Raw genomic sequence first — 21,871 nt, 5'->3', positions numbered from 1 at the left:
CGGCTGCGGGAGCTTTCACTTGGACACGTTGAAAGTCAGGGTGGATACGTAGCGGACCTTGGTGTAGGACTTGCCGTCGGCCTCGCCCGCCTTCTCTTCGACGTGCGCGGCTTCCAGCACATACTGGCCCGGCCACGGCGTCGTGATTTCGATGCGGCCGTTTTCGTCGCTATGGAAGCGCTTTTCCCACTTGGGCGGGCCGAACACGGTGACTTCGGTTTTGGCCAGCGGCTTGCCCTGGAACTGCAGGACAAACGTATTCGCGCCGGCGGCGGTCGGCACAAGTTCCAGGTCCAGCTTGCCTTGCGTATCGGCCCGGCCAGCCTTGGCGTTGTACTTGACGAGCGTTTCCTTGAACTGGATCGGCTGGGCCAGACGGACATCGCCCTTGCCTGCCGCGCCAAACGCAATGAAATCCGCGCCTTCGGCCGACGCCTTCAGCGCCTTGCCGTCCGCGCCGGTCACGACCGGCGCCACCAGAACCTTGCCCAGCAGGCCGTCGCGCTTTTCGCGCACGTCGTCAGCCCATTCGCCGAAGTACGCCTTGGCCGGACCTTCGGCGCTGCGTTCCAGCCAAACAAAGTGCGCCTGCGCGGCGCCCGCGCTGCCCAGCAGGGCAATAGCGGCCAAAGTCCTAGCGAATTTCATTTTGATTTTTTCCTTTAGTCCGAAAAACGGTCCAACACCCCAATCAGGCAAGCCCCGCGGCCGATGCCTGTTTGGCAGGGCCTAAATTATAACCATTCTCACTACGACTCGGGTGAAAAAACTAGGGATGGATAAGACACGCTGGTTAACCCCTATTCTTTTAAATCCTGGATTAAATATATTAAGCACATATCAACGCTCTTCAACCGCTCTTCAACCCGGAGGTCCTCATGACCCATCCCTGCTGGACTGGCATTTTTCCCGCCATCACCACCAAGTTCCACGCCGACGAACGGATCGATGCCGAAGGCACCGCCAAACACATCGACTTCCAGATCCGCAACGGCGTCCATGGCATGGTCACCTGCGGCTCGCTGGGCGAGGCCAGCACCCTGACGCTGGAAGAAAAACTGGAGGTCGCCAAGATCGCCCTGGACGCCGCTGACGGCCGCGTACCCGTTTTGGCGAACGTGTCGGAAACCAGCACCCGTGAAGCGCTGCGCTATATCGAAGGCGCCAACAAACTGGGCGTGGCCGGGTTCATGCTCATGCCATCCCTGATCTACGTGGCGGATGCGCGCGAAGCCATGCTGAACGTGCGCACCATGGCTGACGCCGCGCAGCAGCCCGTCATGGTCTACAACAATCCGCTGGCCTATCGCGTCGACTTGAAGCCGGAACACATGGCCGAACTGGCAGATTGCAAATGGATCGCGGCCGTGAAAGACAGCTCGGGCGATACGCGCCGCGTCACGGACCTGCGTAATGCCGTGGGCGACCGCTACCAGATCTTCCTGGGCGTGGACGACCTGGCCTACGAAGGCCTGGCATTGGGTTGCGACGGCCTGCTCGCCGGTGTGGGGTGCGCCTTCCCGCGCGAAACCGTTGCCCTCTACGAGCTGATGAAAGCCGGCCAGCATGCCGAAGCCCTGGCGCTCTACCAGTGGATGACGCCGCTGCTGCATCTGGACGTCTCGGCCAAGCTGGTGCAGAACCTGAAGCTGATTGACGTGCTGGTCGGCGTGGGCACCGAACACGTGCGCCGCCCGCGGCTGCCCGTCATCGGCGAAGAGCGTGCGCTGATCGAACGCGTGGTGGCAAAGGCGCTGGCCACGCGCCCGGCGAAATACCAGTCCGTACCCTGATCGCCGGCACGCGGCAGTACGGGACGGCACCCGGCGGCGATCGCCCATAGATAACCCAAGGTTATCCCGCTGGGTTTTCGGTCTCCGCAGCGGGGTGATGCTGCGGTCGACCACAGCACGACATCACCCCGATCCCTGCCTAGACTAAGGCTGCACCACCCTTCCCTCGCGCTGAGGGCCAACCCTGTTGAACCAAAGGCGGCTCCATGAAGCAGATCCGTGTCATCGATTCCCACACGGGTGGCGAACCCACCCGGCTGGTCATCTCGGGCTTTCCCGATCTGGGCGCCGGCACCATGGCCGAGCGGCAACGACGGCTTGCCGATCAACATGACGCGTGGCGCGCCGCCACGGTGCTGGAACCCCGGGGCAGCGATGTCATGGTGGGCGCATTGCTGTGCGCCCCCACCGACCCGGCCAACGCCGCCGGCGTGATCTTCTTCAACAACGCCGGCTATCTGGGCATGTGCGGGCACGGCACCATCGGCGTGGTCGCCACATTAGCCTATCTGAACCAGCTTGCCCCCGGCGAACACGGCATCGAGACGCCCGTCGGCTCCGTCCGGGCCACCCTGCACGACGACGGTTCGGTCAGCGTGCGCAACGTGCCCGCCTACCGACTGCATCACGCTGTACGCGTGAATGTGCCAGGCCACGGCGACGTGACCGGCGACGTGGCATGGGGCGGCAACTGGTTTTTCCTGGCGGCTAACCACGACCAGCGCATCGCGCCCGACAACCTCGACGCCCTGACCGCCTATGCCTGGGCCGTCCGCCAGGCCTTGCAACGCGCAGGCATCACGGGCGCCGACGGTGCGGAAGTCGACCATATCGAACTGTTCGCGCCTGATCCCGACGCCGACAGCCGAAATTTTGTTCTATGTCCCGGCAAAGCCTATGACCGCTCACCTTGCGGCACCGGAACCAGCGCCAAATTGGCCTGCCTGGCGGCTGACGGCAAGTTGGCCCCCGGCCAGGTCTGGCGTCAGGCCAGCGTGATTGGAAGCATGTTCGAAGCAAGCTATGTGCAGGTCGGGGACCATATCCAGCCCACCATCCGCGGGCGTGCCCATGTCTGCGCCGACGCCACCCTGCTGATCCACCCGGACGATCCTTTCGGCTGGGGCATCCGTCTGTAGTCCCCAAAGAAGCCCTCTCATGTCACACCCTCATACGGACGTTCTGGTGATCGGCGCCGGCATCGTCGGCGCCGCCTGCGCCCACGATCTGGCGCGGGCCGGCCTTTCAGTGCATGTCGTCGACGCCCGCGTGGGCGGCGCCACGCAGGCTGGCATGGGCCACCTTGTCGCCATGGACGACAACGCGGCCGAACTTGCGCTAAGCAGCGCGTCGCTGGAAATCTGGAAGGAATGGGGGCCCCGCATGAACGCCACTGCGCCGGGCTGCGCCTACACCCGCTGCGGCACAATGTGGATCGCCACCGGCGACGAGGAAATGGCCGAGGCCGAACGCAAGCAGGCACGCCTGCGTGCATGCGGCATTGCCGCCACGCTATTGAACGCGCGTCAACTCGCCGCGGCCGAACCTGCCTTGCGCGCCGGCCTGGCCGGCGCGCTGCAAGTGCCAGGCGACGGCCTGGTCTACGCCCCCGACGCCGCGCGTTGGCTGTTGGCGCATTCGCCCCCCACGCTATCGTTCGAGGCCGTCGAGGTCCAAGAGATCGACGCGCAAGGCGCGGTAATCAGCGACGGCACTCGGCGGAACGCTAGCGCGGTGGTCTTGGCGGCCGGCATGCCGGCCGCCCGCCTATGCACGGACCTTCCCCTACATCCCAAGAAAGGCCACTTGGCCATCACGGACCGCTACCCCTTCACAATCCATCACCAACTGGTCGAGCTGGGCTACATGGCCAGCACGCAGCAGCGCGAAGGCGCTGCCGTCGCGTTCAACGTGCAGCCGCGCCCCACGGGCCAACTGCTGATCGGATCATCACGCCAAGTGGGCGAAGCCGACCCCGCCATTGAACCCGCCGTGCTGTCGCGCATGCTCAAGCTTGCGATCGACTACCTCCCATCGCTGTCCGGCCACAACATCATCCGCACCTGGACGGGCGTGCGCGCCGCCACCCCCGACGGCCTGCCCATCATCGGTTCGCATCCCGCGCGCAAGGGGCTGTGGTTAGCGGTGGGCCACGAAGGCCTGGGCGTCACGACCGCCCCGGCCACCGCGCAACTGCTGACCGCTTTAATTACGGGCGCGCCGCCGCCGCTAAACCCCGCGCCGTTTTCGGCCATCCGTTTCCCCATTTACAAGGCCGCGACATGACGCCCGCCCCACTTGCACGCGTGCGCATCCAGCTGGATGGCCGGCCCGTGAACGTTGCCGCCGGCAGCAGCGTCGCCGCCGCCCTGGCCGCCCGCGCACCCGGCAACTCGCGCATTTCGATCACCGGAGAAAATCGGGCCGCCGTCTGCGGCATGGGCGTCTGCCACGAATGCCGCGTTCTGATCGATGGGCAATTACGCCTGGCCTGCCAGACGCCTTGTCAACAAGGCATGCACATCGAAACGGTGCTGGACGCCGGCACGCGCGCCGCTCCCGCCGCGGCTTTGCTTGCAGGTCACGACAACACCTGCGACCTGCTCATCATCGGCGCGGGTCCCGCCGGAATGGCCGCGGCGCTGGCGGCCGCTCCCAGCGGGCGAGCCATCGTCGTCGTGGACGACAACCCGGCCCCTGGCGGACAGATTTGGCGCGACGGCCCTGCGGTAACGCTGCCCGCCTCCGCCAGGCATCAACGCGACCAACTGGCGCGCTACACCAACATCCGGATGCTCTGCGGCACGCGCGTGGCGGGGCTGGCCGGGAAGCCCGGATCATCCGCGCTGCTTTTGGAAAACGCACGGCAGGGGTGGGTCCAGCACTATGGTTCACTGATCCTCTGTACGGGCGCGCGGGAACTGCTGTTGCCGTTTCCCGGCTGGACGTTGCCCGGCGTGACGGGCGCGGGGGGCCTGCAAGCGCTGATCAAAGGCGGTGTTCCGGTGCGCGGCCAACGCATCGTGATCGCAGGTTCCGGCCCGCTGCTGCTGGCGGCTGCACGAAGCGCGCGCCACGCCGGCGCGACCGTGGTCCGTATCGCGGAACAAGCCGCGTGGCCGGCGCTATTGCGCTTTTCCGGCGGCCTGGCCCGCTGGCCCGGCAAGGCCCTGCAAGCCGCCGCCCTGTTGCACCCCCAATACCGCGGCGCCAGCCATGTGCTTGAAGCCCGCGGCGACGGCCGGCTGCAACACGTCAGGCTGCGCCGCGGGCGCCAAGAAGAACAACTCGCCTGCCACCGGCTGGCCTGCGGATTTGGCCTGGTGCCCAACACGCAGTTGGGCCAGATGCTGGGTTGCGCGCTAAACGCCCACGGTGGCCTGCAAGTCGACGACCTGCTTCAGACCGGCGTGCCCGGCGTCTATGCGGCCGGAGAATGCACCGGTGTCGGAGGCAGCGAACGGGCGGGCATCCAGGGCGCGATCGCCGGATACGCGGCGATCGGCGAATTGGCACGGGCCACGCGCCTGGCGCCTGGCTTGGCGCGATGGCAGGCTTTCGCCAACACCCTGCGCCGTCATTTTTCATTGGCCCCCGCGGTGCTGGCGCTGGCCCGCCCCGACACGCTGGTCTGCCGCTGCGAGGACGTGCCGCAATCCGCCTTGGCTACCTGCGACAGCTGGATCGACGCCAAGCTACACACTCGCTGCGGAATGGGCGCCTGCCAGGGCCGCGTATGCGGTGCCGCCACGCAAGCGTTGTATGGCTGGCAGCCCATGCCTTCCCGGCATTTGCTGACGCCCACCCGCATCGACACCCTTGCCGGCTTTGGCCACCTTGATGGCCACGCCCATGCCCCCAACGACAACACGCTGCGCTCACGCGGCGGATCCCCCCAATAAGGAGACCCCATGACGACTACCCTGGACGACAGCATCGCCTTCGCCGAGCGCCTGGCCGATGAGGCCCGCGAGTTATACGCGCCTTACCTGAGCACCGCGCCGCGCACCGACATCAAGCCGGACCGCAGCCTCGTCACCGCGCTGGACCACGCCATCGAGGCGCATTTGCGCTTGCGCATTGAAAGCGCGTTCCCCGGCCATGGCATTTATGGCGAAGAAGGCGGCACCATCCGGCTGGACGCCGAGTACGTCTGGGTACTGGACCCCATCGACGGTACCGCCCCGTTCATCGCCGGGATCCCCGTGTTCGGCACGCTGATCGCGCTGCTGCGGCGCGGCGTGCCCGTCATGGGCCTGATGGATTTTCCCGCCACCCGCGACCGCTGGGTCGGCGCAGCCGGCCGCCCTACCCGGCACCGGGGCCAACCTTGCCGCACACGGGCTTGCGACCAACTGGGCGACGCCATGCTCACCACCAGCAACCCCGATTTCTATACGCCGCAAGAGCTTCCCGCCTTCCAGGCCCTGCGCGAACGCACGCGCTGGCGCATCTATGGCGGTTGTTGCCTGGCCTACGGCGTGTTGGCGTCGGGCCGCACGGACGTCGCCATCGACGCCAGGCTGGCGTTATACGACTACGCGCCGTTCATTCCGGTCATCCAAGGCGCTGGCGGCGTCATCACCGACTGGGACGGCCACGCCCTAAGCCTGGACAACCCCAGCCCGCGCATTCTTGCCGCAGGGGATCCCGGGCGCCACCGCGAAGCGCTGGACCTGGTGCGCCACGCCATGGCCTGACTCTGCCGCTAGCCGCAACCGCCGGCTGTTTCCCCGCACCGACATGTTCCCTCTTGGGCCAGGAGCCTCCTGCCATGGATATTCGCATTGAAAATCTTTGCATCTCGTACAACCAGCAACGCGTCATCGACGGGCTGAATCTAGACATCGCGCCGGGCAGCTTCTTCACGCTGCTCGGGCCCAGCGGTTGCGGCAAGACCACCTTGCTGCGCACGCTGGCGGGCTTTATTCCCGTTGAATCGGGCCGCCTGCTGTTCGGCGGCAAGGACGTCACCCGCCTGCCCGCGCACCAGCGCGATATCGGCATGGTGTTCCAGGACTACGCGCTCTTTCCCAATCGAAGCGTCTTCGACAATGCGGCGTATGGCCTGCGCGCCCGAAAAGTCGCGCCGGCCCTGATCAAGCAGAAAGTCGCGGCCGCACTGGAACGCGTGGGCCTGGCGGAATACGGTAAGCGGCTGCCCGCCGAACTTTCCGGCGGACAGCGTCAGCGCGTGGCGCTGGCCCGAGCGCTGGTCATCCAGCCTCAGGTGCTGCTGATGGATGAACCCCTGTCGAACCTCGACGCCAAGCTGCGCATCCAGGTCCGGCAGACCATCTTCGACCTGCAACGGGAGGCCGGCATCACCACCGTCTTCGTCACCCATGACCAGGAAGAGGCGCTAGCGCTGTCTGACCAGATCGCGGTCATGCAAAAGGGCCGCGTGGCGCAATTGGGGGCGCCGCGCGATGTCTATGCGCATCCCGCCAGCGGCTATGTCGCGGACTTCATCGGCGCCGCGAACTTGCTGCCCGTGCAATGCGTGACCCCCGCTTCGGGCTCCGTGCGACTGGACCTGGACGGGTACGCTATCGCCGCGCACGCGCCTGCGCCCTTGAACGGCGCGGCCGTGCTGGTCGCGCGGCCCGAAGATATCCGACTGTCGGCGTCCCCGGGGCCGGGCGTGCCCGCGTGCATCCTGGCGGAACAGTACCTGGGCATCAAGATGAACTACCGCGTTCAGTTGCCCGGTGGCCGTCTCATGAATGTGGATGTGCATGGCGGCCAAGCAACGCCGCTGGCCTGCGGCATGGCGGTCAGCCTGGCGTTCGATCCCAACAAGACCCTGGTGCTGGCATCATGAAACGGCTGCTCTCCTCATTGCGGTCGCCCTGGACCTGGCTGTCGCTGGCGGTGCTGGCCGTGCTGGCCGTCTTCCTGGTGTGGCCGGTGCTGAACATCTTGTCGGCCAGCATGCTGGCTCGCAACGAAGATGGCCATTCGGGCTGGCGCCTGCTGATGTCCGACCCGCGCTACCTGCGCGCCATCGGCAACACCCTGATGCTCGGGGTGGGCGTGACGGTACTGGCCGCCGGCATCGGCGTGCCGCTGGCCTACCTGACCGCGCGTCACCGCTATCCCGGGAAAGTGCTGGTGTCGATCCTGCCCCTGATCACGTTGGTCATTCCCGAAGTGATCGGCGCGCAGACCTGGTTGATGATCCTGGGCAACAACGGCGTGCTGACGCGCACCCTGCGCGACGGGCTAGGGTTGGACATTCCTTCGTTCTACGGCTGGCCCGGCCTGCTGATCGTCATGACCTTCACCTACTACGCCTACATCTACATCGGCACGCTGGCGGCGATCCGGGGTTTCGATTCCCAATTGGAAGAGGCCGCGCAAAGCCTGGGTACATCGCCATCCGTGTCGCGGCTGAAGGTCATGGCACCAGTCGTGATGCCCGCCATCCTGGCCAGCGCCCTGCTGGTGTTCACCATGGTGGTGGGCAACTTCGCCACCTCGATGATCCTGGGGCACGAGGTCGAACTGCTGTCCGTGCTGACCTACCAGGCGTCGGTATCAGAGACCGGCAGCGACCCGGTCATGCAAAGCACATTGGCGACCACGTCGATATCGTTGGTGATGTTGGCGCTCTTTCTTCAACGCTGGATCGTCTCGCGCGGACGATACGAGATCACGCAAGGGCGCGGCGCGCCTGCCACGCCGTTACGCGGCCCGCGTGCGCTGGCGATGGCGGGCGCCGCGCTGGGCGTCATGGCCCTATCCATGCTGCCGCTGGGAACCTTGGCAGCAGGCGCCTTCACCCGCGCGAACGGCCCTGTGATGCGTTGGGGCGAATGGACGGCCGCCCACCTTGAGCGCGTGCTGATCAGCGCGCCGGCGCCCGTCCTGAATTCCATCGTCTACGCAGGCGTGGCCACGCTGATCGCCATCGGCTTCAGCACACTGGCCAGCTATTTGATCGTCAAAAAGCGCAACCTGCTGACACCATGGCTGGATTACCTCAGCTCGATTCCGCTGGCGCTGTCCGGCACCGTCATCGGCATCGGCCTGCTGATGACTTTCGGCCACGGCGCATTCGATCTTTCAGGCACCGCCGCGCTGATCGTGCTGGCCTACATCGTGCGGCGCCTGCCGTTCGGCGTGCGCAATGCCTCGTCCACGCTCTTCAACCTGCCTGACTCCATCGAAGAGGCCTCCGTCAGTCTTGGCGTGCCGCCCTTGGCGTCATTCTTGAAAGTCGTGCTGCCGCTGATGGCGCCGGCCATCGCGGCCGCGGCCGTGCTGACCTGGACCACCACCGTGTCGGAATTGAGCGCGTCGGTCATCGTGTATTCACCCGGCCACGAAACCCTGCCCATTCAGATTTTCCGGCTGATCGACAGCGGCCTCATGGCCCAGGCGTCCGCCTACGGCCTGGTCCTGATCGCCGTGATCCTGGCGCCCGTGCTGCTGGCGACCCGGATATTCAAGCTGCGGCTCTTCGCCTGAGCCGGCTGCTTTCACCCCTAGCGCAAGAGGCCTCATCATGATTCACCTTCCCTCGCTTAGCCGCCGCCAAGTGCTCAAGCTACTGGCCGCCAGCGGCGGCGCTGCCGTCCTGCCCGGCCGCGCGCAGGCCGAACGCGCCGAGCAGGTCGTGCTGTACACCACGCTGAATTCGCAATCGGTGGAAACGGCCAACGACATGGCCCGGGAAAAAATGCCCGGCGTCCGGCCCAGCGCGGTGGTCGGCGGCAGCAGCCAGTTGCTTAAGCGGATCGAGGCCGAAGCGGCCAAACCCAAGAGCGATTTGTTCTGGACGTCCAGTGCCAACATCATGAACGACTATCGGGCGCTGTTCGAACCCTATCGGTCTCCGGAAGCCGCGGCGATCCCCGACCCGCTGCATGGCCCCGACAATCTCTGGACGGCCGCCAACATCCATATCGTGGTGGCGATGGTCAACACGCGCCAGCTTCCTGGCGCCGCGCCGGCCAGCTGGGCCGACCTGACCGCCCCCCGCTTCAAAGGCAAGATCATCATTGGCGACCCGGGCAACAGCTCAACCGCATACACCGCGTTGTGGGGCATCGAGCGCATCCTGGGAGACGTGGGCTTGAAGGCGCTGGCGCGCAACGTCAGCGTCTCGACCTCGGCCTCGCATGTCGTGCGCAGTGTCGGCCAGGGCGAATACGCCATCGGCATCACCTTCGAATCCACGGCCTACCCCTATGTGGCCGGCGGCCAGAAAGAGATCGGCATCATGTACCCCGAAGACGGCACCTTCACCGTCACCGACAACATGGCCCTGGTAAAAAACGGGCCAAACCCGACGACAGCGCGCCGCATGTATGACCTGCTGCTATCACGCGATATGCAGTTGGCGCTGTTGCAAAACGCCTACCGGCGGCCCAGCCGCAACGACATCGACGTCAGCAAGCATCTGGGCATGCCGCCGCTTGCGGACATCCGAATCGTGCCCGTGAACGAAGCCGAGGCCGCCGCCGGCCGCGATGCCTTCCTGCGCCGGTGGCGGGCGCACGTGGCAGCCGCGCGCGCCGCCTGACACGCCCTGCGTCAGTCTCCGCCTGCGCGTCGACAAAAAAAAGCGGCCCGAAGACCGCTTTCCCTTTGGCTTACCAGCGATACCGCAAGCTGGCCTTCACCGACCGCTGGTAGCCGTACCAGCACCAGGAATCGCCCGAGCAAGAGGCGATGTATTCCTTGTCGAAGAGGTTCTGCACATTCAGCGCCACCTGCATGCCCTTCAACGACGGCGACACGCGACCCAGGTCGTAATCCAGCATCAGATCGAACAAAGTAACGGACGGTACCTTCATCGTGTTGGTGTCGTTGACGTACGAAGAGCCGATGTAACGCACCCCGCCCCCCACGCCCATGCCCGCCAGCGGCCCGCCTTGCAATTGGTAGCGCGCCCACGCCGACGCCTGTTGCGACGGCACACCCACCGGCGTCTTGCCTTTCAGATCCAGGCCGGTCACGCTGGGATTCGCTTTGGCGTATTCGTTGTCCATCAACGAATACGCCGCCACCAGGGTCAGCCCGCGCAACGGTTCCGTCTTGGCTTCCAGCTCGATCCCCTGCGTGCGCAGTTCGCCCGCCTGGATCGAGCACCGGCCGCCCACCGTGCCGCAGACATGCGTCGGATCGGGATCGGTCGTCGTCATGTTTTCGCGGCGGATGTCGAAGGCCGCGAACGACAGCATCGTGGCGCTGCCCGGCGGCTGGTACTTGATGCCGACTTCGTACTGATTGCCTTCAATGGGTTTGAAGGGCACGTTCTGCCAACCCGTGCCCGATTGCGGTTCGAACGATTCGGAATAGCTGAAGTATGGCGCCACGCCATTGTCGAAGTTGTAGATTACGCCCAGCCGGCCCGTGAACGCCTCGGCGTTCAGTGACGACGGCGCGACGCGGCCCGACGCGATCGTGGTGGTTTCGCCCACCGTGCGCGACCAGTCATAGCGTCCACCCAGCAATACCGACAATCGGTCGATCTTGATCTGGTCCTGGAAGTACAAGCCCGTCTGATACTGCGTAGACGTCGCGTCGGTCGAAAAGGCCGGCACCGGGATATTTTGATGGTTATCCGGATTCAGCACATACAAGGGCGGCGCGCTGCCAAAGCCGGATAAGGTGTCCGTCTTGACGTGCTGGTAATCGAAACCCAACAGTACGGTATGCCCGAACGCGCCGGTGTTAAAGCGCGCTTGCATGTTGTTGTCGATGGTCAGGGCGCCAACATCCACATCGGTCGCGATCGAGGCACGCTGCTGATACAGGTAGTTGCGATCCAGGTAGCCGAAATTGGAATTGGATGCGCCATAGACGCTGCGGTACTTGGCCTCGGAACGCGTCCAGCGCAGGCTCTGGGTCGCCTTGAACGTGTCGTTGAAGCGGTGGTCCAGCACGTAACCCAGCGAATAGCTCTTGCGGTCGCTCTTTTCGAAATTGGCGTCGCCGTCGTAGTAGTCCGCGGGCAAGCGGATGCCATCCGGCGCGCGTTGCAGCGTGCGCATCGACGACAAACTGCCATACGATCCCATATCGGGATCACGCTGGAAATTCGTCAGCACGGTCAGCGAGGTGTCGCCGTTGGGCTTCCAGGTGAAGGCCGGCGCCACGAAATAGCGGCGTTCCTTGGTGTCCTTGACCTGGCCGTCGGACAGGTAACCCGACCCGACCAGGCGATAAAGGTACTTGCCCTCTTCGTCGATGGGGCCGCCGAAATCGAAGTTGGCGCGGCGGTAGTCATAGTTGCCGACTTGCACTTCCACTTCGCGTAGGGTCTCTTCCAATGGGCGCTTGCTGACCTGGTTCACCACGCCGCCCGGGCCGCCTTGGCCATACATGACCGACGCCGGCCCTTTCAAGACATCCACGCGCTCAAGGCGGTAGGCGTCGACTTGGGGCAAGGCGTCGCGTCCGCCGAACACCCGCAGGCCGTCAAGATAGGTCGATGCTGAAAAGCCGCGCACCGTGAACTGGTCCAGACGCGTGGCCGTGGCCCCGCGCGATTCGGTGGCCACGCCTGCCGTATAGCGCAGCACCTGGTTCAACGTCTGCGCGCCTTGTTCCGTAATCTGTTCACGCGTCACCACGGACACCGATTGCGGCGTCTCGATCAGCGGCGTGTCGGTCTTCGTCGCGCTGACGCTGGCGCGGGCCACATACCCGACCGTGGGCGCCAACGCGCTGTCGGCCATGCCGGACACGGTCACCGGCGCCAGCACGAGCGCATCGCCCGAGGACGAGGCCGGTGCGGGCGCCACCGTCCAGGTGTTGCCGGATTGCGCGCGTGCCTGCAAACCGCTACCCGACAACAGGCGGGCAAAGCCCGCGCCCACCGAATACGCGCCGTTCAGCCCGTCCGACTGGCGGCCGCGCACCAGCGCGGGGTCGAACGACAGGATCACGCCCGCGCTGCGCGCGAATTGCGTCAGCGCATCGGCCAACTGGCCGGCGGGGATCTGGTAGCTGCGCTGCGCATTGGCGGCGGCGGGGGTGGATTGCGCCCAAGCCACGGGCATGCCGGCGGCAAGCGCACCCGCGCAAGTCGCGGCCAGCACGGCCATGCGGCCGGCGGTCAGCGTGGAGCGCAAGCGCGCGTGTGATGAAGCAGACACAGAAACTCTCCCTGTACGGTGGTCTATCCCTGCCTTTCCGTATGGGAATCAAAAACCTGCAAGCCGTCAGAAAAAAAAGATGTAACGATCAGGCTTGGCGCGGGCCAACCCGCAGCCAATATTGCGTGTGCCGCGTCACCGCGATAGGCAAGGCAGGTTCCAGCGCCTTGAGCGCGCGTTCTGCATCGTCCAGCGGGAAGACACCGGACAACCGCAGGGCCGCCACCGCCGGATCCACCCGGATCACCCCCACACGCTGACGCGCCAGGTACTGGGCGAAATAATCCAGGCGCCAGTCCTTCGCCACCACGAGGCCGTCCACCCAGGCCAGACGGTCCGCGTCCGCGGCATCGCGGTCGATCAGGCCGCGGTTCGCGAAGGCCAGGCGTTCGCCCGCGGCGGCATGCGTCCACACACCGTCGCGCCATAGCGCCACGCTGCCTTCATATACGCCCAGACGCGACCCCTCGCCCGTGCGCCGCACATCGAACCGGGCACGTTCGGCGCGAATTTCTCCATAGCCGGTGTCCACGCGCAAAGCGTCGATGCCGGGGCGCGAGTCCGTGCTAACCAGCATTTCGCCGCGCAGCAAATCGATGCCCCGCACATTGCCGCTCAAGCGAAGGCGGACCGCGCTGTCGCTGTTCAGCGTGATGTGCAAGCCATCAGCCAACGCCGCCGTGCGGCGCTCGCCCACCCCCGTGCTCAGGTCGGCGGCCAGGCGTTGCCACGGCGCATGCTGGTAGCCGGCCCATCCCGTGGCGGCCACGCCGGTGAACGCCAACAGGCCGCGCAGCATCGCGCGACGCCCTTGCGACGGCGGCGCATTCAGCGCGGCGTGCGCCAACCCCGCGGGCACCCGGCGCGCATCGCGGCCAATGACCTGCAAGCGATCCCAGGCCTGTTGGTGCGAGGCGTCCGCCTGAAGCCACGCGGCACAGGACTCCCGGTCGTGCGCGCTGGCCAGGCCGGACTGCAACTTGGCCCACCAGGCGATGGCTTGGCGCACGACCGGGTCCGGCGGCATGCCGCGCACGGCGTCACTCATAGAAGGCCGCATAGCAGGCGGACATCGCGCGCACCATGTACTGTTGGACGGAACTGAGCGACACGCCCAGGCGCTGGGCGATTTCGGGATAGGTCAACCCGTCCAGCTGCGACAGCAGGAAGGCCGAACGCGCCTTGGGCGGCAACCCGTCCAGCAGGCGGTCCAGTTGCATCAGCGATTGCAGTTGCTCGGCCTGCGTCTCGGGAGACGGCGCATAGGCCTCGGGCAGCGTGGCCAGATAAGCCAGATAGGAATACTCCAGCGCGGCATGGCGCTGATGGTCCACCACCAGCCCTTTGGCGATCGTGGTCAGCAGGGCGCGCGCCTCGTTCACGCGCACCGTCTTGCGGCCCTGGATCACCCGGACGAAGACATCCTGCGCCAGGTCCTCCGCGCGGTGCTCGCAACCCAGCTTGCGGCGCAACCAGCCGAACAGCCAGGGGCGATGGTCGCGGTACAGGCCATCGATGGGCGCGACAGCGGTGTCGGCGCACGGGATCGATGCGGGAAGATATGGGGAGGACACGATTGAGACGGCGGCGCGGGACCAGAAGTCTCAAAATCTTAATTGATAATGACTAGCGTTACCAATCCTATATCGGTTCGGCCCCTGCTATAGAGGCCGGATGCGGCATAACTACAACGTCACCGTCAATCGGCGCTCGGATTCCAGGTATTCGCGCGACTGCATTTCAAGAATGCGTGACACCGTGCGGTGGAATTCGTTGGCCAGCGCACCTTCCGTGTAGATCTCTTCGGGCTCGCATTCGGCCGACATGATGAGCTTGACGCGATGGTCATAGAACACATCGATCAGCCATGTGAAACGGCGCGCCTCGGACGCCTGGCGCGGCCCCATCTTCGGCACGCCGGACAGGATCACGGCATGGAAGCGGTTGGCCAGTTCCAGATAGTCGTTCTGCGACCGGGGGCCGCCGCAGAGCGTGGCGAAATCAAACCACACCACCGAGCCCGCCAGCGCCAACGCGCGGATCTCGCGGTGCTCGATGTGCAGCAGCGGTTCCTGCGGCGGCGTGTCGGCCAGGCTGTCGAACGCCTTCTGCAGCGCAGCTTGGGCGTGGTCGTCCAGCGGCGTGTGATAGCACTGCACCTGTTCCAGCGAACGGCGGCGGTAATCGATGCCGGCGTCCACGTTCAGCACGTCCATGCGTGACTGGATCAGCGCGATGGCGGGCAGCACGCGGTCGCGGTGCAAGCCGTCGGTGTACAGCGTCGAGGGTTCATAGTTGGACGTCATCACGAACGACGTGCCGTATTCGAATAACTTGAGCAGCAGGCGGTGCAGGATCATTGCGTCGGCCACATCCGACACATGGAATTCGTCAAAGCAGATCAGGCGGTAGCGCTTGGCCACCCGCTTGGCCACTTCGTCCAGCGGATCCTGCATGCCCTTCACTTCTTCCAGCTCGCGGTGCACGCCACGCATGAACTCGTGGAAGTGCAGGCGCGTCTTGCGCACCACGGGCACCGTGGCGTAGAACGCGTCCATCAGGAAGCTCTTGCCACGGCCCACTCCGCCCCACAGATACACGCCACGCGGCACGTCGGGCCGGTTCAGCAGCTTCTTCAACGCGTTCGAGCGCATCGACTTGAACTTCAGCCATTCATCGTAATAGCGCTGCAGGCGGTCGATCGCCAGCTTCTGGGCGGCATCGGGCTCGTAGCCGCGTTCGGCCAGGGCGTGTTCGTAGTATTCGCGGACGTTCATGTGGATCAGATAACCTTGACGATGCCCCACGATGCGCATGCGTCGCATGCTGCCTGCCCCGAGGGGCGTTTTTATCTTGGGGCGGCCCGGCGATAAAAAAAAGGGCGGGTTCTGGAACCCGCCCCCTGTCTTGCTCAGGTCAAGCGTCGCTTAGAAGTTCAGCGCGCGCTTGTCCACGGCCAGAGCGGCTTCTTTCACGGCTTCCGACAGCGTCGGGTGCGCGTGGCAGATGCGGGCGATGTCTTCGGCGGCGCCGCGGAATTCCATGATGGTCACGGCTTCCGAGATCAGTTCCGAGGCCATCGGGCCCACAATGTGCACGCCCAGGACTTCGTCGGTCTTGGCGTCGGCGATCACCTTGGCGAAGCCCGTCGTGTCGCCCAGCGCGCGAGCGCGGCCGTTGGCCAGGAACGGGAAGCTGCCAGCCTTGTACTCGCGGCCTTCGGCCTTGAGCTGCTGTTCGGTCTTGCCCACCCAGGCAATTTCCGGCGACGTGTAGATCACCCACGGCACGGTGTCGAAGTTGACGTGGCCATGCTGGCCGGAGATGCGTTCGGCAACTGCCACGCCCTCTTCCTCGGCCTTGTGCGCCAGCATCGGGCCGCGCACGACGTCACCCACCGCCCAGACGTTCGGCAGGTTCGTCTTGCAGTCGGCGTCCACGGCCACGAAGCCGCGTTCGTCCAGCTTCAAGCCCACGGCGTCGGCGTTCAGGCCACCGGTGTAGGGCACGCGGCCGATCGAGACGATCAGCTTGTCCACCACCAGCTTCTGTTCGGCGCCCTTGGCGTCGACGTAGGGCACGGTCACCGACTTGGCGGTGGCCTTGATCTCGCCGATCTTCACGCCCATCTGGATGTTCAGGCCTTGCTTGGTGAAGGCCTTCAGCGCTTCCTTGGCCACTTGGCCGTCAGCGGCGGCCAAGAACTCCGGCATCGCTTCCAGGATGGTGACTTCGGAACCCAGGCGGCGCCAGACGCTGCCCATTTCCAGGCCGATCACGCCAGCGCCAATCACGCCCAGCGTCTTCGGCACGGCGCCGATGTTCAGGGCGCCGTCGTTGGACAGCACGACCTTTTCGTCAAACGGCAGGCCGGGCAGTTCACGCGCCGACGAACCGGTCGCGACCACGACGTGCTTGGCAACCAGGTCTTCTTCGGTGGTGCCGGTAACCTTGATGGCCCAGCCGCCTTCCACTTGGCCGCTGAACGCGCCCATGCCGTGGAAGAACGTGACCTTGTTCTTCTTGAACAGGTACAGGATGCCGTCGTTGTTCTGCTTGACCACCGTGTTCTTGCGGCCGATCAGCGTGTCGAGCTTCAGGCTCACGCCCTTGACTTCGATGCCGTGCTCGGCGAAGTGGTGGTTGGCTTGTTCGAAGTGCTCGGACGATTGCAGCAGCGCCTTCGACGGGATGCAGCCAACGTTGGTGCACGTGCCGCCGGGCGCCGGGCCGCCTTGGCCGTTCTGCCAGGCGTCGATGCAAGCGACCGACATGCCGAGTTGCGCGGCGCGGATGGCGGCGATGTAGCCGCCAGGGCCAGCGCCAATCACGACGACGTCAAATTGTTTGGACATAGTGTTCTCGCGTGTGAGATGTGGGGTGGAACTCGCCCCGCCCGACGCGGTGGCGCCGGAGGCCGGCGGAGGGCCGGCCGGGGCGCCGCAGGCCCGAAGGCCCGGTGCGGCGCCGCGCGCGGAGCGTCGAGATTACAGGTCCAGCAACAGACGCTGCGGATCTTCCAGGGCGTCCTTCATGGCGACCAGGCCCAGCACGGCTTCGCGGCCGTCGATGATGCGGTGGTCGTAGGACAGCGCCAGGTAGTTCATCGGGCGGATAACGATCTGGCCGTTTTCGACAACGGCGCGATCCTTGGTGGCGTGAACGCCCAGGATGGCCGATTGCGGCGGGTTGATGATCGGGGTCGACAGCATCGAACCGAACACGCCGCCGTTGGAGATCGAGAACGTACCGCCGGTCATTTCTTCAATGCCCAGCTTGCCGTCAGCGGCGCGGCGGCCGAAGTCGGCGATGGTCTTTTCGATTTCAGCGATGGACAGCTGGTCGGCGTTGCGCAGGATCGGCACCACCAGGCCACGCGGGCTGCCGACAGCGATACCGATGTCGAAGTAGCCGTGATAGATGATGTCCTTGCCGTCGATCGAGGCGTTGATCAGCGGGTACTTCTTCAGCGCGGCCACGGCGGCCTTGACGAAGAACGACATGAAGCCCAGCTTGATGCCGTGTTCCTTTTCGAACTTGTCCTTGTACTTGCTGCGCAGATCGATGACCGCTTGCATGTTCACTTCGTTGAACGTGGTCAGGATTGCGTTTTCTTGTTGCGACTGCAGCAGGCGCTCGGCGATGCGGGCGCGCAGGCGGCTCATCGGCACGCGCTGTTCCGGACGGCCGTCCAGCGACAGCGTGGTCGGGGCCGGGGCCGGGGCCTTGGCCGGAGCAGCCTTGGCGGCGGGAGCGCCGGCAGCCAGGGCGTCGCCCTTGGTCACGCGGCCATCGCGGCCGGTGCCGGCCACGGAAGCGGCGTCAACGCCCTTCTCGGCCAGGATCTTGGCGGCGGCGGGCGATGCCACGCCGGCAGCAGCCGACGAAGCCGGGGCGGCGGGTGCCGGTGCGGCGGCGGCTTGGGCGGCGGCGGGGGCAGCAGCGGCCGGAGCGGTCGCGGCGGCGGCGGCCTTGGCGGCGGTGTCGATGCGGGCCAGCACTTCGCCCGAGGTCACGGTGCTGCCATCGCCCTTGACGATTTCAGCCAGCACGCCCGAGGCGGGTGCGGGCACTTCCAGCACGACCTTGTCGGTTTCGACTTCGATCAGGATTTCATCCGCTTCAACGGCAGCGCCCGGCTGCTTCTTCCAGGTCAGCAGCGTCGCTTCGGAGACGGATTCAGAAAGTTGGGGAACGACGACGTCGGTGATAGCCATTTTGTTTATTCCGTAAAGTTGAGTTCTGGTCACGCGGCGCGGCAAGGTTCGAAACGGGGTTCCAAAACGCTTGCCGCCCGCGGCGCGTGCATCAAGTCAGGGTTACTTCGTCAACATGACCTTGAACTTGGGCGCGAAAGCCGTTTCGATCAGGGCCTTCTGCTGCTCTTGGTGCTTGGCCAGGTAGCCCACGGCCGGCGATGCCGACGCGGCACGACCAGCGTAGCCCAGCTTCTGGCCTTCGACCATGTTCTCGTACACGTGATGCTGAACGTAGAACCAGGCGCCTTGGTTCTGCGGTTCGTCCTGAACCCAGATCACTTCGGTTGCCTTCGGGTACTTGCGCAGTTCGGTTTCGAACGCCTTGTGGGCGAACGGGTACAGCTGCTCGACACGGATGATCGCGACATTGTCGGCGCCACGCTCGCGGCGGGCGTTGACCAGGTCGTAATACACCTTGCCCGAGCATGCCAGCACGCGCTTGACCTTGCCGGCGTCGATCGTGTCGTCCACTTCGCCGATGACCGGGCGGAAGCTGCCGCCGGCCAGATCGGTCAGGGGCGAACCTGCGTCCTTGTTGCGCAGCAGCGACTTCGGCGTGAACAACACCAGCGGCTTGCGGAACGGGCGGATCATCTGGCGACGCAGCACATGGAAGATCTGCGAAGCCGAGGTCGGCTGGATCACTTGCATGTTGTTGTCGGCGCACAGTTGCAGGAAGCGCTCGATGCGGCCCGAGGAGTGCTCGGGGCCCTGGCCTTCGTAGCCGTGCGGCAGCATCAGCGTCAGGCCCGACTGGCGGCCCCACTTGGCTTCGCCGGAGCTGATGAACTGGTCGATCACGACCTGGGCGCCGTTGACGAAGTCGCCAAACTGGCCTTCCCAGATGGTCAGCGTGTTCGGCTCGGCGCTGGAGTAGCCGTATTCAAAGCCCAGCACCGCCTCTTCGGACAGCACGGAGTCGATGACGGTGAACGGGGCCTGGCCTTCCGACACGTTCTGCAGCGGAATGTAGGTGCCGTCGTTCCAGCGTTCGCGGTTTTGGTCGTGCAGCACGGCGTGGCGGTGCGTGAACGTGCCACGGCCCGAATCCTGGCCGGTGATGCGGATGGCGTAGCCCGAAGACACCAGGGTTGCGAAGGCGAGGTGTTCGCCCATGCCCCAGTCCAGGTTCATTTCGCCCTTGGCCATCGTGCGGCGATCGTTCAGCAGCTTGGCCACCAGCGGATGGACCGTGAAGCCTTCCGGAACCGTCGTGATGCGTTCGCCGATGCGCTTGAGTTCAGCCAGCGGCACGGCCGTGTCGGCCTGGTCGGTCCACTTGGCGCCCAGGAACGGCGACCAGTCGATGGCGTACTTGCTCTTGTAGTCGGTCAGCACCGGTTCGATGGTGCGCTGGCCGTCTTCCATCAGCTGACGGTAGTCCTTGACCAGTTGATCGGCTTCGCCTTCAGCCAGCACGCCTTGCGTGGTCAGCTTGTCGGCGTACAGCTTGCGCGTGCCGGGGTGATGGCCGATGCGCTTGTACATCAGGGGCTGCGTCAGCGACGGGGTGTCTTGCTCGTTGTGGCCCAGCTTGCGGAAGCAGACGATGTCCACGACGATGTCGTGACGGAACTGCAGGCGGTAGTCCAGCGCCAGCTTGGTGACGAACACCACGGCTTCGGGGTCGTCGCCGTTGACGTGGAACACCGGGGCTTCGATCATCTTGACGACGTCGGTGCAATACAGCGTCGAACGCGAATCGCGCGGGTCGGACGTCGTGAAGCCGATCTGGTTGTTGATGACGATGTGCAGCGTGCCGCCCGTGCCGTAGCCGCGGGTTTGCGCCAGGTTCAGCGTTTCCATGACCACGCCCTGGCCGGCGAAAGCCGCGTCGCCGTGCACCAGCACCGGCAGCACTTGCTTGCCTTCGGCGTCGCCGCGGCGTTCCTGGCGAGCGCGCACGCTGCCTTCGACCACGGGGTTGACGATTTCAAGGTGGGACGGGTTGAACGCCAACGACAGGTGGACCGGGCCGCCACGGGTGGACAGGTCGGAAGAGAAGCCGTTGTGGTATTTCACGTCGCCGTCGGTCAGGCCTTCGGCGTGCTTGCCTTCGAACTCGGCGAACAAGTCGCCGGGCATCTTGCCCATGATGTTCACGAGCAGGTTCAGGCGGCCGCGGTGGGCCATGCCGACCACGATTTCCTGAACGCCGTTTTCACCGGCGTGGTTCACCACTTCGTCCATCGAGGCGATGAAGCTTTCGCCGCCTTCCAGCGAGAAACGCTTCTGGCCGACGTACTTGGTGTGCAGGAAGCGCTCGAGCCCTTCGGACTCGGTCAGTTGCTGCAGGATGTGGCGCTTTTCTTCGACCGAGTACGCGGGTGCGCCCAAGGTGGTTTCCAGGCGTTCCTGGATCCAGCGCTTGGCGGCGGGGTCGGAGATGTGCGTGAATTCAGCACCGATGCTGCGGCAATACGTGTCGCGCAGCGCCTTCAGGATGTCGCGCAGCGTCATCGTGCTGGCGGTCGTGAAGTAGGTGTTGGTGGCCGAGTAGGTCTGATCCAGATCGGCTTCGGTCAGGCCGTAGAAGGCGGGATCGAGTTCCGGGATCGGGGGACGTTCCTGGCGCTTGAGCGGGTCCAGGTCGGCCCAGCGCGAGCCCAGCGAGCGGTAGGCGGCAATCAGCGACTGCACCGACACTTGCTTGCTGGCGACGCTCAGGTCGGGTTCGGCCGAGCGTTGCACGAAGGCATTGGCCTTGGCGCGCTGGGCAAACGATTCGACGATGGGAGCGTGGGCCTGGTCGCGGGTGGATTCCTGGCCATCGGTAGCGGGAGCGTGCTGCAACTGGTCGAAATATTCACGCCAATTGTCAGGAACCGAACCGGGGTTGTCGAGGTAGGCTTCGTAAAGCTCCTCAACATATGGGGCGTTACCCCCAAAGAGATAAGACGTGGATAGAGATTCTATTTCCGAAGACATATCGCTTCACCTTTACGAGTGCTTCACTCGACACGATGCAGGAAAACCTTCCGCAGCACGGGCTTCCCGTTAAGCGGATCGCAGGGGCAGAAGGCGCGTACAAGCCTTGATAGCCGTATGTTTGAAAGTATAACCCTTTGAGTTTATGGGCGTCTTGCGGCATTTGCGTGACGCAAAAGCCCGTGCGGAATACCTGCATGCGGCTTTGGAATGTCCGTCGAACGCCTGCAATCCAGCCGTCTACGCGCCATCAAATTCCGTCAATCGAAAATGCCGCAGC

Annotated in this window: 16 protein-coding genes; 8 read left to right on the top strand and 8 right to left on the bottom strand. The window is 65.1% G+C overall.

Translation table 11 applies throughout. The annotated features are described in order from the left end of the window. Positions 1–15 precede the first annotated feature (15 nt). Positions 16–648: a DUF4198 domain-containing protein gene (locus ACI0FO_RS03140; RefSeq protein ID WP_416024046.1), complete on the bottom strand. Its 633-nt coding sequence runs from the start codon at positions 646–648 to the stop codon at positions 16–18. 230 nt (positions 649–878) lie between these two features. Between ACI0FO_RS03140 and ACI0FO_RS03135 the strand changes: the two genes are divergently transcribed. From ACI0FO_RS03135 to ACI0FO_RS03100, 8 genes are all read left to right on the top strand, one after another. Beyond that, the gene (locus tag ACI0FO_RS03135; protein WP_416024044.1) at positions 879–1,793 is read left to right on the top strand and encodes a dihydrodipicolinate synthase family protein; all 915 of its coding nucleotides are present in this window, start codon (positions 879–881) and stop codon (positions 1,791–1,793) included. A 206-nt stretch (positions 1,794–1,999) separates the two neighbouring features. Further along, the gene (locus ACI0FO_RS03130; protein WP_416024042.1) at positions 2,000–2,932 is read left to right on the top strand and encodes a 4-hydroxyproline epimerase; all 933 of its coding nucleotides are present in this window, start codon (positions 2,000–2,002) and stop codon (positions 2,930–2,932) included. A 19-nt stretch (positions 2,933–2,951) separates the two neighbouring features. Next, positions 2,952–4,079, top strand: a complete 1,128-nt coding sequence (locus ACI0FO_RS03125) for an NAD(P)/FAD-dependent oxidoreductase (RefSeq protein WP_416024040.1) — start codon at positions 2,952–2,954, stop codon at positions 4,077–4,079. After that, a complete protein-coding gene (locus ACI0FO_RS03120; RefSeq protein WP_416024038.1) occupies positions 4,076–5,695 on the top strand; it encodes an FAD-dependent oxidoreductase in 1,620 nt (539 codons plus the stop codon). Before ACI0FO_RS03125 ends, ACI0FO_RS03120 begins: the two co-directional genes overlap by 4 nt. Before the next feature lie 9 nt (positions 5,696–5,704). Further along, complete coding sequence (locus ACI0FO_RS03115; RefSeq protein ID WP_416024036.1) at positions 5,705–6,493, top strand: inositol monophosphatase family protein; 789 nt, start codon at positions 5,705–5,707, stop codon at positions 6,491–6,493. 74 nt (positions 6,494–6,567) lie between these two features. Further along, positions 6,568–7,617 carry an ABC transporter ATP-binding protein gene (locus ACI0FO_RS03110; RefSeq protein WP_416024035.1) on the top strand — a complete coding sequence of 350 codons (1,050 nt, stop codon included), beginning with the start codon at positions 6,568–6,570 and terminating at the stop codon, positions 7,615–7,617. Beyond that, a complete protein-coding gene (locus ACI0FO_RS03105; protein WP_416024032.1) occupies positions 7,614–9,266 on the top strand; it encodes an ABC transporter permease in 1,653 nt (550 codons plus the stop codon). Before ACI0FO_RS03110 ends, ACI0FO_RS03105 begins: the two co-directional genes overlap by 4 nt. Positions 9,267–9,303: 37 nt before the next feature. Continuing rightward, positions 9,304–10,323 carry an extracellular solute-binding protein gene (locus ACI0FO_RS03100; RefSeq protein ID WP_416024030.1) on the top strand — a complete coding sequence of 340 codons (1,020 nt, stop codon included), beginning with the start codon at positions 9,304–9,306 and terminating at the stop codon, positions 10,321–10,323. 70 nt (positions 10,324–10,393) lie between these two features. On the opposite strand, the gene ACI0FO_RS03095 is transcribed toward ACI0FO_RS03100, so the two are convergent. The 7 genes from ACI0FO_RS03095 to ACI0FO_RS03065 all read right to left on the bottom strand — a co-directional run bounded on the left by ACI0FO_RS03095 (position 10,394) and on the right by ACI0FO_RS03065 (position 21,591). Further along, positions 10,394–12,853: a TonB-dependent siderophore receptor gene (locus ACI0FO_RS03095; protein WP_416024548.1), complete on the bottom strand. Its 2,460-nt coding sequence runs from the start codon at positions 12,851–12,853 to the stop codon at positions 10,394–10,396. A 139-nt stretch (positions 12,854–12,992) separates the two neighbouring features. Further along, the gene (locus tag ACI0FO_RS03090) at positions 12,993–13,952 is read right to left on the bottom strand and encodes a FecR domain-containing protein (protein ID WP_416024028.1); all 960 of its coding nucleotides are present in this window, start codon (positions 13,950–13,952) and stop codon (positions 12,993–12,995) included. Next, positions 13,945–14,478: a sigma-70 family RNA polymerase sigma factor gene (locus ACI0FO_RS03085; protein WP_416024026.1), complete on the bottom strand. Its 534-nt coding sequence runs from the start codon at positions 14,476–14,478 to the stop codon at positions 13,945–13,947. Before ACI0FO_RS03085 ends, ACI0FO_RS03090 begins: the two co-directional genes overlap by 8 nt. Before the next feature lie 111 nt (positions 14,479–14,589). Beyond that, entirely contained in the window at positions 14,590–15,681 is a 1,092-nt protein-coding gene (zapE, locus tag ACI0FO_RS03080) for a cell division protein ZapE (RefSeq protein WP_416024546.1), read from the bottom strand. 150 nt (positions 15,682–15,831) lie between these two features. After that, positions 15,832–17,259 carry a dihydrolipoyl dehydrogenase gene (gene lpdA, locus ACI0FO_RS03075; protein ID WP_105555026.1) on the bottom strand — a complete coding sequence of 476 codons (1,428 nt, stop codon included), beginning with the start codon at positions 17,257–17,259 and terminating at the stop codon, positions 15,832–15,834. Positions 17,260–17,391: 132 nt separating this feature from the next. Next, positions 17,392–18,621, bottom strand: coding sequence for a 2-oxoglutarate dehydrogenase complex dihydrolipoyllysine-residue succinyltransferase (gene odhB, locus ACI0FO_RS03070; RefSeq protein ID WP_416024024.1), 1,230 nt, complete (start codon positions 18,619–18,621; stop codon positions 17,392–17,394). Positions 18,622–18,723: 102 nt separating this feature from the next. Next, positions 18,724–21,591, bottom strand: coding sequence for a 2-oxoglutarate dehydrogenase E1 component (locus tag ACI0FO_RS03065; protein ID WP_416024022.1), 2,868 nt, complete (start codon positions 21,589–21,591; stop codon positions 18,724–18,726). Positions 21,592–21,871 lie beyond the last annotated feature (280 nt).

The organism is Achromobacter marplatensis, from assembly GCF_049060505.1.
GTDB lineage: Bacteria > Pseudomonadota > Gammaproteobacteria > Burkholderiales > Burkholderiaceae_B > Achromobacter > Achromobacter marplatensis_A.
This window is presented reverse-complemented; position numbering and strand designations above follow the sequence as displayed.